This window comes from Corynebacterium sp. A21 (assembly GCF_052266655.1).
Lineage (GTDB): Bacteria > Actinomycetota > Actinomycetes > Mycobacteriales > Mycobacteriaceae > Corynebacterium.
In genome coordinates this window covers 54570-71149 of sequence record NZ_JBQPQY010000010.1, presented here as the reverse complement: position 1 = coordinate 71149, position 16580 = coordinate 54570, and the positions used below count along the sequence as shown (strand labels likewise).

The window sequence follows — 16580 nt, the reverse complement described above, 5'->3', positions numbered from 1 at the left end:
AGCTTAATGCTGCTGAGGTGAGACCGGTTGAGTGCCACGCCGAACACGCAGCAATCCCCTGGATTCCCTCGATCCTAGCTTCAATGCCGCAGGGGCAGGACTTTTCCGGCCGACCGAAGGCGATTCACACACGTTCCGGGGTGGTCCTCCCGGGTTTGGGCGACGAACAGATGGTCCCGCCACTGCCCGTCGATATGGAGATTGCGGCGCAACAGTCCCTCCTCGCGGAAACCGCTGTTCAACAAAACCCGCCCGGAAGCCGGGTTCGAGGGAAGATAGGTCGCGGTCACCCGGTGTAGACCCACCCGCCGAAAAGCATGATCGGTGCCCAAGGAACAGGCTGCAGTGGCCACCCCCAGCCCGTGGAAAGCGCTGAAGACCCAGTAGCCCACCCAGCAGGAGGAGACTCCCCCGTGCTGGATATTGCCCAGGGTCAACTGCCCGGCAAAACGACCATCCACCTCAATCACCATCGGCACCACGACACCACGACCTGCCAGCTCGCGGAGCGCCATGAGGTTGCTGCGCCAGGCCGCCGGACTATGGGATGCCGCCCACCCCTGGTGTGCGGTGGGCTCCACCGGCCGGAGATGAGGCTCATCAAGCAGCCGCATCTCCCGCCACTTTCGGCCATCCCCGCGCAGCAGTGGGCGCAACCGAACCCGGGGGCCGGTGGCGAGTCGGACCACCGAGGTAGCCTCCGCCCAACCCGGATGAATCGGATGCGGTGGAGTTTGTGCGGGGGCCCGCAGACGTGATTCGGCTAAGCCGAAGGGGTCAAGCATCACATCACGCATTCGAAGGCAGGAAGAGGACCTCAACGACATCACCGGGACGTACGTCGGTGACCTCCTCCGGGATACAGATCATCGCATTAGCCTCACTCAACCCAGCCAGCAGATGAGCTGGTGCCCCGGTGGCGCCACCGAGCCCCTCCACCAGATAGTCATGGGTCTCGGAATCCCGCATCAGCCGGGCACGGATGAAACCGCGACGTCCGGAGCGGGAAAGCACATGGTTAACGGCACGGGCCCGGACCACCCGACGGTGAGCATTGCGTTTACCCAGCGAGAGCCGGATCAGGGGGCGCACAAAGATCTCGAAGGTCACCAGCGCCGCAACCGGGTTGGCAGGCAGCAGGAACACCGGGATCCGGTCTGGCCCGAGTCGACCGAAACCCTGGACCGAACCTGGATGCATGGCCACCCGGGCAGTGTCGATCTCCCCGATGTCAGCGAGCACCTTGCGGATCCCCTCAGAACCGGCACCACCGACGGCACCGGAGATGACCATCACCTCAGAGCGAAGCAGCTGGCCCTCGATGATATCGCGCAGGCGGCGTGGCTCCCCCTCGACGATGCCCACCCGATGGACATCGGCGCCAGCATCCCGGCCGGCGGCGGCCAGGGAGTAGGAGTTGACATCATAAACCTGCCCGAGGCCCGGTTCCCGATCAATGTCGACCAGCTCATGGCCGATCGAAAGCACCGAAAGCCGGGGGCGCGGATAAACCAGAACTTTGGAGCGACCGACCGCGGCAAGCAGACCAATCTGGGCGGGGCCGAGCACGGAACCTGAGGTGACCGCGATATCACCGGGTTGGATGTCATCGCCGACACGGCGGACGAAATCCCCCGAACGTACCGGCTGCTCAGCGACGACCCGCTTGCGGCCACGATCCGACCATTCCAAGGGGAGGACAGCATCGGCAAGCGTGGGCAGCGGGGCCCCGGTGTGGACCCGTACCGCCTGCTTGGGCTGCAACCGCAGTGGACGCTGGGAACCAGCGTTGACCTCACCGACCACCGGTAGGGAACGCTCCAGAGCGACCCGAGGTATCTCCACCGGCTCCTCCGGCGGGGTGCGGCCGAGTCCGCGCTCACCGCCCACGTCCACCGCGCGGACGGCATAACCATCAATCGCAGCCTGCGGAAAACCCGGGAGTGGGCGGGTGGCCTGGACCTCCTCGGCGCACATTAGACCCAGTGCATCGGCGATCGCGGTACGAACCGGCTCCGGAGTCACCGCAGAATCAGTGACCAGTGCCAACTGTTGTTCAACCGAACGCACTCACGCTCTCCTTCCGAGGATGAAACGACTATCCGGAAAGTCTACCGGGGTCGGATGAACAGCAGCCACTGACACCAGAGAATCGGACCCTGGATTTTGTCAGGCAACCTACTTCGCCGCGTTTTCTTCCTGCGCAGCGTTCTCAGCGTCGAGCTGTACCAGGATCTCATCAATCGCGGTACGCAGAGCCGGCCCGTACTTCGGGTCGCGTAGACCAAAGTCCACGCAGGCCTTGATGTAGCCACCTGGGTTGCCCAGGTCATGGCGGCCTCCCTTGTGCACGAGGATGTGCACGGGGTGACCTTCCTCGATGAGCAGGGCGATGGCATCGGTCAGCTGCAGCTCGCCGCCCTTGCCCGGCTTGATCCGGCGGAGGGCATCAAAAATTGCCCGGTCGAGCAGGTAACGGCCGGTGGCCACGTAATTGGAGGGGGCATCCTCCGGCTCCGGCTTCTCCACCATGCCGCGGACGACCTTGACATCATCGCGGCTGAGGCCCTCGATCTCCGCGATCTCAAAGACACCGTAGTTATAGGTTTCCTCGCGCGGGACCTCGATGGCGCAGAGTACGGTTCCACCGAGCTCGGCACGTACCTTCGCCATCTCCTCGACCGCACCCATCGGCAGCACCAGATCATCCGGCAGCATGACCGCGAAGACATCCTCGTCATCATCGAGCACGGACTCCGCCAGGCCGACGGCATGCCCCAGGCCCAACGGCTGTTCCTGCTCGATAGCGATCGGGGTGATCAGCTGACCTGCGCGTCTGACCTTGGCCACTGCCTCAGTCTTGCCACGCTCGGCCAGAGTCGCCTCCAGCACCGGGAAATCACCGAAGTGGGCGAGCACCTCCTGCTTATTCGGCGAGGTGATGACAGCCAGACGCGAAGCCCCCAACTGTGCGGCCTCCTCAGCAATCAACTCAATACCCGGGGTATCGACAACCGGTAACAGCTCCTTGGGAACTGTCTTGGTCGTAGGCAGGAATCTGGTTCCCAATCCTGCCGCCGGGACCACCACCGTCTTCACCCCATGGGTGTGCTGTTCATTCGGGGAAATCATGGAGTTCACCTTACCTGTCCCCGTCACCGGGTCAGTCAGCAACCGGGGCTTCTGCGAATTAGATATCATCAACCCCACCCCCAGCATTCCCTTAGCCTGGGGTGATCCGGTACCGGGTGGTGGTCATCACAGCCTCCCAAGCCCTATCGTTGAGTCATGGACAATCGTGAGGCAGATATTCGTGAGGCCAAGAAGAAGATGCGTGCCCTACTGAGCCAGTCGCGCAAGGACATGAACAACAGTGAACTCCGCCGTGAGGACTCTGCGGTAGCCTCCTACACCGCTTCTCTGCTCCGGGCCCGCTCCGGAACCCCCTCCACCATCGCCGCCTACATGCCCCGTCGTGGCGAGCCTGGCGGCAGTATGCTGCTCAATGCCCTCCACACTCAGGCCCCGACCATTTTGCTGCCGGTTTCCGGCCCCAACGGTATCCTCGAATGGTCCACCTACAAGGGTGAAATCGAGATGCGCCCCGGCCGACTCTCCATCTCTGAACCCACCGGCGACCGGATCCCCACCGCTGAACTCGTCAACTGCGACGTCATCTTCGTGCCGGCGTTAGCCGCCACCCCAGATGGTGTGCGACTGGGTAAGGGCGGCGGCTACTACGACCGGGCACTAGCCGAACTCGATGAAATCACCGAGGGGAACCCGCCCACCACCGCCGTGCTGCTCTACAACGGTGAGATCCGTGATGATCTCCCGGTGGAAGACCATGACCGTCCGGTGGACATCATCATCACCCCGACCGGAATCCGCTATATCAACGACCGCCCGGGAACCATCACCAGGTAATCCGGGTCAGATTCATATGTGAGCCCACTCCCCTCTCCCACCGCCCTGAGCACGCTACGCACCCCTGGCTGGCACCGCTCGCTCCTGCTCCGCAGACTTGCAGCCCTGGTACTACTGCTGTTGGCTGCCGGGTCAGCCCTGCACAGCGCCCGTGATACCGGGCCCCGGGCGCTGGTGGTGGCCCGGAATGTCACTGCCGGGAAAACCGTCACCGCCAGTGACTTCCTCCTCGCCGATGTTCCCTCCCACCTGCTGCCGGAGGGGGCGTTGTCTGATCCGACTGAGCTCGAGGGCCGGGTCACCGCCACCCACCTGCAGGTGGGTGTGGTGCCCACCGACCTGAACTTCATCGGTCCTGCGCTGCTCTCGGAACTCATGCCGGAGTCGACCGGAGAACCGGTGAATCTGGTGCCGCTCAAACTTGCGGAGCCAGAGATCATTCCCCTGTTGCGCCACGGAGACACCGTGACCGTGCTCAGTCACCAGGCTGAGGTGCCGGAACCCGAGGTGGTGGCCACCGGCGCCCGCGTGGTCCTCGCAGAGGAGGGGGCCGGCAATGATCCCGCGACCGTGCTGATCGCGCTGCCGGAGTCCGCAGCCCGGCAGGTTGCAGCCACCGCACTTTATCTGCCGATCGCGGTGGTCCTCACTGGTGAACGGGCGGGTAACACTTTTTGAATTTATTCAGCGACTCCCCCTTCCTGCCATCGCCTGGCAGGGCAATCTTCGCTACAGTTTCACTGTTCTGTTCAATCCAGTCGTCACACTCGGCTCAAAATTTAAGGAGAAGCCAGATGTTCCAAGGTTTCAGAGATTTCATTCTTCGCGGAAATGTCGTCGAACTTGCCGTTGCTGTGGTCATCGGCACCGCGTTCACCGCTATTGTCTCCGCGTTCTCCGATAACATCATCAACCCGTTGATCGCTTCCATCGGCGGCGCAGATGTCTCCGGACTGGGATTCCATGTCCGTGCGGGTAATGCCGCCACCTTCGTTGACTTCGGTGCCGTGATTACCGCAGCCATTAACTTCCTAATCATCGCCGCCATCGTCTACTTCGTGCTCGTTATGCCGATGAACAAGCTCAACGAGGCGCTGCAGAAGCGCAAGGGTGTCATCGAGCCCGAGGATGAGCCGGCTTCCCTTGAAGCTAACCTTCTCGAGGAGATCCGCGACCTGCTTCAGGCTGATAAGTCCGGCCGCCTCCAGAGCTAGTTGCGCTCGGCGAACTCACGCCGCTTTCAGCAGTCAGAATGACTCGAAACCACGGTTCCTTTGGAACCGTGGTTTTTCCATTGCACTATCTGGGGCTGGCTACCCGTGGTGCGGGGGCTGCTGTTCCCGCCAGAACTCCTCATCCCTGGGTTCATCTTCGACATCAGGGTCCAGGATGACCGTTCGGTCTTCATCATCTGCAACCGTGCTGTGGAACCGTCCATCGGGGCGGTCCGCAGTTCGGTCGATATTCTCCGCCGGGGAGGCTCGCTCCACCCGGCGCCTTTTTCGGGGGCTGGCCAAGGGATTACTCGACGCTGTACTGGTTGATGACAAAGTGCGCCAACGGTGCCAGGGTGGGCATCCCATCCTGGATCGCCTCCGGAGAGGAGGCCAGGTTAACCACCACGGTGGAACCGGAGACTCCGGAGACACCACGGGAGGTAGCCGCGTCCAGGAGACCGCCGGCTAGGGCAGAGGCCCGCATCGCCTGCGCGATACCAGGAACCAGCTGATCAAGAACTGAACGCGTGGCCTCCGGAGTCCTGTCCCGGGGGCCGACGCCGGTGCCACCGACGGTGAGCACCAGGTCCACCCCACCAATCACCGCGGTTTCAATGGCCTGACGAATCTGAGATTTCTTGGAGCGCACCGCAACCACCGCATCGACCCGGAAGTCAGCCGCATTCAGCAGCTCAGCGAGCAGCCGATTAGTATCCTCGGTGTCCTCGGATTCATTGTCCCGGACCAATACCACCAAGGCCCGACGGCGCGGTCGAATCTGGTCCTCCCGCTCAGTGGCCAACAGGTATTCGTGATCGGGTTCAGCCACATCGAGCAGTGCAGGATCCAGTTCCTGTTCCGCCAGGGTATTCAGGGTATTGTCCATCGATTTCCTTCACTAGAAGTCTCGGGGCCCGGTTCGGAAAGTCCGGCGGTACCGCACAAACCTTCCGACAACCCCAGGCAGGGTTCGATTGTTAACTTACTCGGTGGTCAGCGTTACATCTACCTCGCGGGTTTCATTGCTGCCTTCTCGTGTCACGGTCAGGGTCACCGTGGTCCCGAACCCTTCGGAACGCACCGCCGCAATCAGTTCATCAGAATTATCGATGGCGCGGTCCCCCAGATGGGTGATGACATCACCCTCCTCGAGCCCCGCCGCCGCAGCCGGACCATCCTCCTGGACGCTAGCCACCAGGGCACCACTCACATTCGCGTTCGCGGCAACCTGTACACCGATCATCGGATGAGCGGCGCTTCCGGTGTTCACCAGTTGATCCGCGACCCGCTTCGCGAAGTTCGAGGGGATGGCGAAACCCAGACCGATGGATCCAGCGGAGTCAGCGCCCGAGGACATCGAGGCGATCACCGAGTTCATCCCGATCAGGTTGCCCTCCATGTCCACCAGCGGGCCACCAGAGTTGCCGGGGTTGATCGCGGCATCGGTCTGCACGGCGTCGATAAGCGAGGATTCCCCGCCATCGCCGCCTGAAGCACGGACCGGACGATTCATTGCGGAGACGATTCCGGTGGTCACCGTCGAGGACAGGCCCAGCGGACTTCCGATCGCCACCACTTGCTGGCCCACCTGGAGCTGGTCTGAATCACCGAATTGGATGACCGGCAGATCCTGAACATTCCGGATCTTCACCACCGCGATATCGGTGGAGGGATCAGAAGCAACGAAATCAGCCGGGAGAGTGCGCTCATCATTGAGGGTCACCTGGATGTCTGCATTAGCAGCCTCAGCTTCCGCCACCACGTGATGGTTGGTCAGCACCAGACCATCAGCGGAGATGATCGAGCCGGATCCCTCCCCCACCGCGGTTCGGGAGGTCACCTTCAGCGACACCACCGAAGGCAGCGTCGCATCAGCCACCTGTTCAACGCTGCCCACCGGAGCTTCCTCGACCCGCTCCGCGCTCGGTGCATCAAGCGCGCTGAAGCCGTTGCCACCACTGCTGTTGCTGTTACCGACCAGGACACCCGTGATGGCGCCGGCAGCCACCGCAGCAGCCACGATCAACGCGGTAGCCGGGAGCAGACCTATCGAGCGCTTCTTCTTCACCGGGGACGGGGAAGCTGGATCATCGGAGGATGCGGAATTTTCAAAGCTACTGAATTGTGGCGGATAGGACTGCTGCTGGAATCCCTGAGGCGGCGACCCCGGGACCGGATTCTGCCCGGAATGCGCGGTTGACCCCGGGTTCGACGTGGGGCTGTTCCACCCCTGATAAGGGGAGTTCACTGATTCAAAACCATCCGGGGAAGAGGACTGCCCACCACTCCAACCCTGGTTGTCCTGTCGGGGATCCTCTGGGCGCTTTTCGTTCATGTTCTCCATCTTCTCCTACCGAACTGTATTCCTGCTGGATGGTTTCTGAAAGAAAAACTCATGCTTCCTGTGAGTCTGCTGCAAGTACTACGGACAGCGTCTCCCGGGGGACCTCAGCGGAAACCAGCGGATATCAGGGGAAATCCTTCTTATTTCGATCCATCCACCGTTGGGCGAACACCTGACCCCGGCCCTGCGCCCCTGCCAGGGTGTCCTTGGCTCCAGCGACGCGATCCCCTGAATCCGGCTTACCTGGCAGAGTCACCCTCATCAGGGCGCCCCCGTCATCAGATTCATCGACAGTGATGGAGCCACCATGGCGCTCCACCACCTTCTTCACGATTGAGAGGCCCAGACCGGAACCGGGCATTGAACGGGAGGAAATCGACCGATAGAACCGCTCAAACACCCGCTCTCGGTCCTCAAGCGCGATACCTGGCCCAGAGTCCGCGATGGTCAGCCCGAAGGTGTCCGCATTGACCTCAGAAAGCCGGATGCGGACAGTGCCCTCCGGCGGCGACCACTTCGCCGCATTATCCATCAGGTTCAGTACCGCACGGCCCAGCGCGAAAGGATCCCCGACAACCTGCCCCGGAATGGTCTTCATCTCGAAGCTCACATCCGGGCGGCGACGTTTGACCCGCCCCAGAGACGTCTCGAGAACCTCCTGAAGCTCAATCTCCTCCATCTCCCGCTGCGGCGCATCCTCCCGTGCCAGGTCCACCAGATCGCCGATCAGGGTCGACAACTCTTCCATCTGAGCCAGCACATCACGTTCAAGATCCTTGCGGTCTTCCTCGGTGATCACGCCTGTGGCACCCGGACGGTTGAGCATCATCAACAACTCAATATTGGTCCGCATCGAGGTCAACGGGGTCTTAAGCTCATGTCCGGCATCAGCAACCAGCTGCGTCTGCCGGGTCCGGGACTCCTGGAGGGCCGCCAGCATGGCGTTGAAACTGATGGTCAGGTTCGCGAGTTCATCATTTCCTTCGACGTCGATGGGACGAAGCTCATCGGTACGGGTGATGCGATCGACAGCGCGTTGCAGCCGACCCACCGGCTTAAGCCCCGCCGAGGCAGTGACCACACCAGCTGCGATGGCAATAAACACTCCTACAGCCGAAATCGCCATCAACACCACCCCCAACGCAGAGATCAGCTGATGGGTCTCCGTCATATCCTGGGCCAGCACCACCATGGCACCGAACTCATTCGCCGCAGCCATGATCCGCTCACCACCGACCGACTGGGTCGACACTGAAACCCCGCTGGTGGCCTCCGCAAATTCACCGGGCACCGGAATCACGTCCCCGACACTCGCTGACCAGCCGGGAGCTGAAATCGAAATCCGGATATCCGGATTGTAGGCCTTGAAAAGGGTGATCTCATCCTGCAGCCGACTGACGAACAACGGGTCTATCGTGCGGGCGAGCAGTTGGTTCGCCTTCTCCTCCATGCTTCGATCCATCGATGAATTCAAAGCGGCGGAAACCGTCAGATAGGCGACAATCGTCATCACACCCATCGACAGCAGCACCATCACCGCAGTGAGCATCGAAAGGTGCCATTTCAGCGATAACCCTCTGCCTCGGACACCGGACTTGGCGGCGCCTGCAGAGGTATTTCCCCCAGGAATCTCAGTGCCCTGCCCCGCGTTCCCTGCTGGGGCGGTGGCGATGGCGGAATCCGGTGAAACGGGAAAATCCCGACGCTCCAGGTTCATTGGAGGTCGGGAAATCTTCCGAAGGATCACGGGGCGGTCTCCCGCAGGACATAACCGACGCCACGGACGGTGTGGATCAGTCGGCTCTCCCCCTCCGCCTCGGTCTTACGCCGCAGGTAACCGATATAGACCTCAAGCGCGTTGCCGGAGGTCGGGAAATCATAACCCCAGACCTCTTCCAGAATGGTGGTGCGGGAAAGCACCCGACGCGGGTTCGACATGAGCAGCTGCAACAGCGCAAACTCGGTACGGGTCAGACTGATGGCACGCTCACCACGGGTAACATCACGGGTCTCGGGGTCCAGACGGAGGTCCTCGAAAACCAGCTCTGAGACATCAGAACCGCCGATGGACTCGGCTGCGGCGCGACGCATCAGGGAACGCACTCGAGCGAGGAGTTCCTCCAGAGCAAAGGGCTTGGGCAGGTAATCATCGGCACCGGCGTCCAGACCAGCAACCCGGTCTGAGACGCCATCACGTGCGGTGAGGACCAGGATCGGCCGATCATAGCCGGAACCACGGAGGGTACGGCAGACTTCCAGCCCGTCCATCCGGGGCATCATCACATCAAGGATGACCAGATCCGGCTGTTCACGCTCAATACTCTCAACAGCCTCGATTCCATCCTCAGCTAGCGAAACGTCATATCCGTTGAAGCTCAGGGAGCGGCGCAGCGAATCGCGTACAGCCTGCTCATCATCCACTACTAAGATCTTCATGACATCCATTATGCGCTATCAGAGTAAAACGGCGCTGGCGGTTAGCTGTCCAGGCCCTGTGAAACTCTCATCGAGGCGGTTTTTGTGCAAGATCGGGGGTGATTCCGGACCAGTTTCAGTGCCGGCGACCCAGCCTCAGCTTAATGCCGGACCCCGGAAGTCCCAATCAGCGGGGAGAAAAGACTTATCTGAGCACATACCCCAACCCTCATGATCGAACCGCTGTCACCTGGTAGACCGAGGCCTGACCGCCAACCACATTCGGTGGCTGCTCACCCAAGGGAATTGTCCCGGGGTAAATGAACGAAAAAGCACCCCTCACCTCCGGATAATCCGGATGATGCTGGGTGCTTCTAATGCTCTTTTACCGCTGCTTCACAAGCCAGCGGCAGAAGTGCGCTGTTGCGTTGCGTCCCGTTGCCGGTTTAGCGGCTGGTGAACGGCAGGAGAGCCATTTCGCGTGCGTTCTTAACCGCGGTAGCAACCTGACGCTGCTGCTGCGGGGTCAGACCGGTGACGCGACGGGAACGGATCTTGTGGCGATCAGAGATGAACAGACGAAGGGTCTTGATGTCCTTGTAGTCCACCTTCTCAATGCCTTCAGCCTTGAGCGGGTTCTTCTTCGGGCGGCGGGACTGTTCCATCCGCGCCTTCTTCATGTTGGTGCGCTGCTTCATTTAAGAAACTCCCTTACCAGCTTGACTTACGAACGCCAGGAAGCTCACCGCGGTGAGCCATCTCGCGCATACGGACACGGGACACGCCGAACTTGCGGAGGAAACCACGAGGGCGGCCATCCATTGCATCGCGGTTACGAACGCGGATTGCGGCAGCATCGCGAGGCTGGCGGTTCAGTTCAAACTGAGCCTCCAGACGGTCTTCGTCAGTGGTGTTCGGGTTCTTGATGATGTTCTTGAGCTCAGCGCGACGCTCCGCATAGCGGGCGACGATTTCCTTGCGCTGCTCATTCTTGGCGATCTTTGACTTCTTAGCCATTGATTATCGCTCCTCGCGGAATTCGACGTGCTTGCGGGCTACCGGATCAAACTTCATCAGAGTGATTCGGTCGGGGTTGTTGCGCTTGTTCTTACGGGTGACATAGGTGTAACCGGTGCCAGCAGTAGACTTCAGCTTGATGATCGGACGGATGTCATTACGTGCCATCTTTAGATCTTCTCCCCACGTGCGCGGATCTGGGCGATAACGGACTCAATGCCGTCGCGGTCGATGACCTTGAGGCCCTTGGTGGAAACGTTCAGAGTGATGGTACGGCCCTGGGAGGGCACAAAAAACCGACGTCGCTGCACGTTGGGATTCCAACGACGCGAAGTACGGCGGTGCGAGTGCGAGACAGACTTACCGAAGCTCGGCTTGCGTCCCGTGACCTGGCAAATAGCCGACATGGACTTTCCTTCTCCTAGCCGCCCACATCGACTGATGATGCGCCGCACCGGAGTGATCCGGGGCGCGAACATGCCAGCTGACGGGGCGTAACGAATATTTACGACAACAGCAAGGTGACAGCCTACCCGCTACCTTGCCGATTTCATAATCTCGATTTCAGCTCGCCCGACGCACCACGTCAACCTGGCTCTGATCATAAGCCGAAATGCCGGAACCCGCCCGACGAAGCCTCTAGTCAATCGTTGGTTCCAGTACTCAGGCACTCCCGGTTATCATCGCCGTCGCAGTCCCCACATGGCCCTGACAGGCCGAACGGGTGCCAATAAGCAATCCTCCGGCGCTACGGCCTCCGTGCCGCCAGGCATGGCGTGGCAGGCGGCCTTGGACCGACTGCGGGGTAGCGCCCACCGCCTGATGTACCGCTCCCCACAGCCTCCCCGGCCCACCTCGCCGACGCTCAACCCGCCCTCCCCTGGCGGTCAACGCTCAGCGCAGCACAGGCGCTTCTCGACGTCCCGTTGGCCGCCGCCTCAGGCAGACTCAACCCGGTCGACATGGGATCGGGCATGGGCCACTGCTGAGTTCAGATCCTCAAAGAGATGGTTGGGATGTCGCAATGAGCGGATGGCACCGAGTACACCAAGCACGTGAATATGCTCCTTACGCACCCCCTTGATCAATACCGTTACCCCGCGACGCTCCAGCGCAGTGACCACCTCAGCCAGCTGATGCGCACCGGTGGCATCGATCAGCTGCACCTGGGAAAGTCGGATGATCACGACCCCGAGGTCCTGATGGTCCAGAATCTGGTCGAGGATGCGTTCCGCGGCTCCGAAAAAGAGTGAGCCCTCCAGCCGGAAGAGGCCGATGGTCTCATCCCCGGACTCCAGGACACCGGGCAGGGTTTCGCGGTAGACACCACTTTCCAGACTCATCTTCCGCAGGATGAAGAAGGCGGCGACCACGATACCGATGATCACCGCGACCACGAGGTCCACGCTGACCGTCACGATCGCGGTGATGAAGAAGATCAGGGCATCACTCCAGGAGGAACGCACGACCCGCCGGATCACCTGCGGGGAGACCATGCGGGCGGCGGTGACCATAAGTACGCCGGAGAGTGCGGCCAACGGAATCACCGAGACCACCGAAGCCGCCGCATAAACCACCGCCAGCAGCACCAGGGCATGCACGACCGAAGAAAGCCGACTTCGTGCCCCGGACCGGACGTTGACCGCGGTTCGGGCGATCGCCCCGGTGGCTGGCATCCCACCGAAGAAGCCGGCACCGATTGAGGCCAAGCCCTGGCCCACCAGTTCGCGGTCCGCGTTATAGGGGCCGGTATCCGCCATGGAAGCCGCCACCCGGGCAGAGAGCAGGGACTCGATGGCCGCCAGCGCCGCGACCGCCACCGCAGGACCAGCCAGCGCCTGGATCATCGCCGGGTCCATGGCAGGTAGCTGCGGTGCGGGCAGTGAGCGCGGCAGCACCCCGATGGTGTCCAAGGGCAGCGACAACAGGGTCGCCACGACCGTCACCACGACGATGGCGACGAAGGATCCTGGAATTTTCGGCAGTAGCGCCGCCAGCGTCAGCGTGATGAGAGCCACCGCCGCCACCACGGCCAAGGGCAGCAGGGCCGTTGGCCAGTCCGCACCGATCACCGAGTGGAAAGCCGCGACCACGGCGTTGGCATGATCACTTCCCCCGCTGGCGCCGACCGCCGCCGGAACCTGCTGCATGAAGATAATGACACCAATACCGGCGGTGAACCCCTCGATCACCGGCCAAGGGATATAGCTGACGGTTCTGCCCAGCCGGAGAAAGCCCGCCACCAGGACAATCAGCCCAGCCATGAGGGAGACCACCGCCACGGCAGCAACCCCGTGCTGGATGACGATGGGGGCCAGCACCACCACCATCGCACCAGTGGGTCCGGAGACCTGCACATTGGAGCCGCCGAAGATGGCGGCGATCAGCCCGGCGACAATTGCGGTGATCAGCCCGGCCTCGGCACCCACTCCGGAGCTGACGCCGAAAGCCAGCGCCAACGGGAGCGCGACGATGCCGACGGTCAGCCCGGCGGTGACATCCGCGCGCCAGGAGTAGCGCAGCATCTCATAATCCCGGGCGCTGGGAAGCAGGCCAAGAAATGACCGCCAGGCGGTGATGCCGCTCATCATCGCCCCTCTCCCACAGTGAGCTGCGGCAGGGTCTTGAAGGAGCCCCGCTGGACATCGGAGGTCTCGAGTAGCTCAGCGAGCAGTTCGCGGGCGACCTTGAGCAGATCGGCGACCTGGGGGTAGGCGAGCCGGTAGTTCACCACATTGGCCTGACGTTCCGAGACCACCATTCCATAGCGGCGCAGCACCGCCAGATGTTGGGAGAGGTGCGAGGCCTCCAGCCCCATATCCGCGAGGATCTCCGAGACGGAGACCTGCGGCGTGGCCGCTAAAATTTCCAGGACCCGGATCCGGTAGGGGTGAGCCAGCCCCTTGAAGAGATTGGCCTTGAGCTCATAGAGCGGCCGTTGATCGTCCGTGAACATATCCGAACCACCCTTTCCACTGTTGCCTACCTGATGGCACCACCCGTGAGATGGTGACTTGATAAATCCATCATATCCCTGGGCGATGGGTTCAGCAGAACTCCCACCAGGCAGCCATCCCCGCCGCATAGCTCCCCTCACCAGCGGGATTTCAATTTCCACCCCTACAGCGTGTAATATCTTTGAGGTTCACCGTCGACCCGATGGTGCATACTTAACGAACCCAACTCAGACACGATCCGCCTTCCGCGGAACCGATCTGATGTGCAATCCTGAGGGAATCGAGAGTAAATGAAGAAGGATATCCACCCGGACTACCACCCGGTAGTCTTCCAGGACGCAGGCACTGGCTTCCAGTTCCTGACCAAGTCCACCGTCAAGAGCCCGCGTACCGTTGAGTGGGAAGATGGCAATGAGTACCCGCTCATCGTCGTCGACGTCACCAGCGAGTCCCACCCGTTCTGGACCGGCGCACAGCGTGTCATGGACACCGCTGGCCGCGTTGAGAAGTTCCAGAAGCGTTTCGGTGGCATGGCCCGCCGCAAGAAAAAGGCTTAAGGAGGAAAACCATGGCAGTTCCGAAGCGTAAATTGTCTCGCGCTAACACCCGCTCCCGTCGTTCTCAGTGGAAGGCCGACAATGTCGCCCTCCAGGACGTGAAGGTCGACGGTCAGACCGTGCGTATCCCGCGCCGTCTGGTCAAGGCCGCTCAGCTCGGCCTGGTCGAGGTCGAGCAGTTCTAAGACCCCGGCCGGCGAGAGCCGATCGACTTTAAGATCCGACCGTTTCCGATTTATCGGGACGGTCGGATTTTTCATGCCCGGCCCCGCTGGCAGTCAGCAGCTCCCCTGGGGGAATCCTCATAGACTCTCACTGGGTCCGCACCTACGCATCACACGAGGGAACCCCCACGCACAGAAGTACCCCTCCCTGCCATCGACTGCCACCACCCGCTGGTAGATTAGGAGGGTAAATCTGCCAGGTAATTGAAAGGATGGCCGGACCGTGCTGCACCAGTCGTTGCTGGATCTCGCCGAACAGGCGCCGCAGTGTGAACAAGTAGCCACCGTTCGCGGTGTGCTGGCGGAGTCCCATGAGCTGCTGCGCAATGCGCTGGCCCACGATGCCCCGGTGATTGAGCTTTCCCGCTGGTACTCCACCCTGGTCTCTGACGCCCTGCACTCCCCCGCCATCGTTGAGTTGAGCGGCGGCAACCAGGTGATCCTCACCGGGGCGATCGGACGGGGCGATGCCCTCCCGACCTCCAAGGTGGAGTGGTTGCTGCTCACCGATTCCGCCGGTGACTCCGGCGCCGAGATCAACAGTGAGATCTCCAAGATCCTGAACAGCGTCGGATTACACCCCGCCCCACTGACCGGCTCTTTCTCCCCGACGGACCGATCGACCTGGGAGAACCGCATCGAGCAGGCTGCCGCCACCGGAGATCCGGCTGGCATTGAGGTCTTCGCGGATGCCGGTAGCTGGCTCCGGGAGCACCTGCTGAGGCACCTGGGCACCGTATTGCCGCTGCTCCACGGAGCCATAGAGCACCGGCCGCCGACGTTACGCAGCGAGAACGGACTTCCCGACCGGGACGCGGTGGTGGATATTCGCAGGGAGCTACTGGCCCCGGTCACCACTATTGCCCGCTGGGCGGGGTTGAGCACCCGGACCCACTGCCTGGCCACCCAGGAGTACCTCCATGCCGCACTTGCCGCCGACATCCTCAACGATGATGAGGCAGATCTCCTGCAACAGGGCTGGGTAACTGGGTTGGACCTGCAGTTTCACCGCTGGATGGATCACGTTGAGAACCGTGAGGTCACCGTCGCAGATCTACCAGCCCTGCAACGTTCCGCATTTGGGGCCGCCAGCCGGGGTATAGCCTGGGTAATTCGTTCGTTGGCAGCCCGACATGACATAGATCTTCCCGGCAACGGGGCCTAGTACTATTTCCTGGTCTGTGCTCGCTACAATGCGAACACTGATTCTTTTGGTCAACCGATAAGGAATGGAGTCCCAGTGGCTGGAGCAGTGGGTCGTCCCCGCAAGAACAGTCCTCGCCGACGCGGCAGTACCGCACGCGAGGAAATTCTCGATGCTTCCGCTGAGCTCTTCACCACCCAGGGCTTCGCCACCACCTCCACCCACCAGATCGCTGATGCGGTGGGTATCCGGCAGGCCTCGCTCTACTATCACTTCCCCTCGAAGACCGAGATCTTCCTGACCCTGTTGACCTCCACCATCGAGCCCTCGATGAAGCTCGCGGAACAGCTGGGCAGCACCGATGCCTCCGCCCCGATGCGGCTCTGGGCGCTGGTCGCCGCCGAGACCAGATTGCTGCTCTCCTCACGCTGGAACGTCGGCAAGCTCTACCAGCTCCCGGTCGCCGCCTCCGAGGAGTTCACCGAATACCATCAACAGCGCAAGAATCTATTGGAGATCTTCCGCTCTTTGGCCGCTGAGATCGTCGGCGAAGCGGACCCCCGCTGCGAACTGCCCTTCCATATCGCGCTCTCGGTGACCGAGATGCGCCCCAATGACGGTGTCGTCCCCGCCCCGCTGAGCACGGAAACCCTGCCGGTGACCACCATCATGCTTGCCGACGCCGTGCTCACCGTCCTCGGCTCGGAGCTCCCCGAGGACCGGGCACAGCTCACCTTGGCGATGCTCGCTGACGCTGAGCAGCAGTCCAGCTAAGCCG

The 16580-nt window shown here is 61.8% G+C and carries 21 protein-coding genes; 7 read left to right on the top strand and 14 right to left on the bottom strand.

The features are described from left to right. Positions 1-80: 80 nt before the first annotated feature. From ACTU46_RS12815 to ACTU46_RS12805, 3 genes are all read right to left on the bottom strand, one after another. Positions 81-785: a GNAT family N-acetyltransferase gene (locus ACTU46_RS12815; RefSeq protein ID WP_443382336.1), complete on the bottom strand. Its 705-nt coding sequence runs from the start codon at positions 783-785 to the stop codon at positions 81-83. Positions 786-789: 4 nt separating this feature from the next. Continuing rightward, complete coding sequence (gene glp, locus ACTU46_RS12810) at positions 790-2070, bottom strand: molybdotransferase-like divisome protein Glp (RefSeq protein WP_443382276.1); 1281 nt, start codon at positions 2068-2070, stop codon at positions 790-792. 108 nt (positions 2071-2178) lie between these two features. After that, a complete protein-coding gene (locus tag ACTU46_RS12805; protein WP_443382274.1) occupies positions 2179-3132 on the bottom strand; it encodes a UTP--glucose-1-phosphate uridylyltransferase in 954 nt (317 codons plus the stop codon). 156 nt (positions 3133-3288) lie between these two features. Here ACTU46_RS12805 and ACTU46_RS12800 point away from each other — a divergent pair, with 156 nt between their 5' ends. From ACTU46_RS12800 to mscL, 3 genes are all read left to right on the top strand, one after another. Continuing rightward, a complete protein-coding gene (locus tag ACTU46_RS12800; RefSeq protein WP_443382272.1) occupies positions 3289-3927 on the top strand; it encodes a 5-formyltetrahydrofolate cyclo-ligase in 639 nt (212 codons plus the stop codon). 18 nt (positions 3928-3945) lie between these two features. Further along, positions 3946-4605 (top strand): SAF domain-containing protein, encoded by a 660-nt coding sequence (locus ACTU46_RS12795; RefSeq protein WP_443382270.1) that lies wholly within the window; start codon positions 3946-3948, stop codon positions 4603-4605. A gap of 116 nt (positions 4606-4721) precedes the next feature. Then, positions 4722-5141, top strand: coding sequence for a large conductance mechanosensitive channel protein MscL (gene mscL, locus ACTU46_RS12790; RefSeq protein WP_443382268.1), 420 nt, complete (start codon positions 4722-4724; stop codon positions 5139-5141). A gap of 99 nt (positions 5142-5240) precedes the next feature. On the opposite strand, the gene ACTU46_RS12785 is transcribed toward mscL, so the two are convergent. The 11 genes from ACTU46_RS12785 to ACTU46_RS12735 all read right to left on the bottom strand — a co-directional run bounded on the left by ACTU46_RS12785 (position 5241) and on the right by ACTU46_RS12735 (position 13876). Next, complete coding sequence (locus ACTU46_RS12785; protein ID WP_443382266.1) at positions 5241-5417, bottom strand: hypothetical protein; 177 nt, start codon at positions 5415-5417, stop codon at positions 5241-5243. Between the two features lie 31 nt (positions 5418-5448). Next, positions 5449-6030: a MogA/MoaB family molybdenum cofactor biosynthesis protein gene (locus ACTU46_RS12780; RefSeq protein ID WP_443382264.1), complete on the bottom strand. Its 582-nt coding sequence runs from the start codon at positions 6028-6030 to the stop codon at positions 5449-5451. Between the two features lie 96 nt (positions 6031-6126). Beyond that, positions 6127-7479 (bottom strand): trypsin-like peptidase domain-containing protein, encoded by a 1353-nt coding sequence (locus tag ACTU46_RS12775; protein ID WP_443382262.1) that lies wholly within the window; start codon positions 7477-7479, stop codon positions 6127-6129. Positions 7480-7612: 133 nt separating this feature from the next. Then, on the bottom strand, positions 7613-9235 hold the full coding sequence (locus ACTU46_RS12770; protein ID WP_443382260.1) for an ATP-binding protein: 1623 nt from the start codon (positions 9233-9235) through the stop codon (positions 7613-7615). Continuing rightward, positions 9232-9924, bottom strand: coding sequence for a response regulator transcription factor (locus ACTU46_RS12765; RefSeq protein WP_443382258.1), 693 nt, complete (start codon positions 9922-9924; stop codon positions 9232-9234). Before ACTU46_RS12765 ends, ACTU46_RS12770 begins: the two co-directional genes overlap by 4 nt. A gap of 425 nt (positions 9925-10349) precedes the next feature. Next, entirely contained in the window at positions 10350-10601 is a 252-nt protein-coding gene (gene rpsR, locus ACTU46_RS12760; RefSeq protein ID WP_156230339.1) for a 30S ribosomal protein S18, read from the bottom strand. A gap of 13 nt (positions 10602-10614) precedes the next feature. After that, complete coding sequence (gene rpsN, locus ACTU46_RS12755) at positions 10615-10920, bottom strand: 30S ribosomal protein S14 (RefSeq protein WP_443382255.1); 306 nt, start codon at positions 10918-10920, stop codon at positions 10615-10617. A 3-nt stretch (positions 10921-10923) separates the two neighbouring features. Then, on the bottom strand, positions 10924-11088 hold the full coding sequence (rpmG, locus tag ACTU46_RS12750; protein WP_156230337.1) for a 50S ribosomal protein L33: 165 nt from the start codon (positions 11086-11088) through the stop codon (positions 10924-10926). Between the two features lie 2 nt (positions 11089-11090). Further along, a complete protein-coding gene (gene rpmB, locus ACTU46_RS12745; RefSeq protein WP_443382253.1) occupies positions 11091-11327 on the bottom strand; it encodes a 50S ribosomal protein L28 in 237 nt (78 codons plus the stop codon). 531 nt (positions 11328-11858) lie between these two features. Continuing rightward, the gene (locus ACTU46_RS12740; RefSeq protein WP_443382251.1) at positions 11859-13511 is read right to left on the bottom strand and encodes a SulP family inorganic anion transporter; all 1653 of its coding nucleotides are present in this window, start codon (positions 13509-13511) and stop codon (positions 11859-11861) included. After that, entirely contained in the window at positions 13508-13876 is a 369-nt protein-coding gene (locus ACTU46_RS12735) for an ArsR/SmtB family transcription factor (protein WP_443382249.1), read from the bottom strand. The genes ACTU46_RS12740 and ACTU46_RS12735 overlap by 4 nt, the downstream gene beginning before the upstream one ends. 291 nt (positions 13877-14167) lie before the next feature. On the opposite strand from ACTU46_RS12735, the gene ACTU46_RS12730 reads away from it, so the two are divergent. From ACTU46_RS12730 to ACTU46_RS12715, 4 genes are all read left to right on the top strand, one after another. Beyond that, positions 14168-14434, top strand: a complete 267-nt coding sequence (locus tag ACTU46_RS12730) for a type B 50S ribosomal protein L31 (RefSeq protein ID WP_443382247.1) — start codon at positions 14168-14170, stop codon at positions 14432-14434. An 11-nt stretch (positions 14435-14445) separates the two neighbouring features. Continuing rightward, the gene (rpmF, locus tag ACTU46_RS12725; RefSeq protein WP_443382245.1) at positions 14446-14619 is read left to right on the top strand and encodes a 50S ribosomal protein L32; all 174 of its coding nucleotides are present in this window, start codon (positions 14446-14448) and stop codon (positions 14617-14619) included. A 262-nt stretch (positions 14620-14881) separates the two neighbouring features. Further along, positions 14882-15823: a putative nucleotidyltransferase substrate binding domain-containing protein gene (locus tag ACTU46_RS12720; protein ID WP_443382243.1), complete on the top strand. Its 942-nt coding sequence runs from the start codon at positions 14882-14884 to the stop codon at positions 15821-15823. Positions 15824-15898: 75 nt separating this feature from the next. After that, entirely contained in the window at positions 15899-16576 is a 678-nt protein-coding gene (locus ACTU46_RS12715) for a TetR/AcrR family transcriptional regulator (RefSeq protein ID WP_443382241.1), read from the top strand. Positions 16577-16580: the final 4 nt, after the last annotated feature.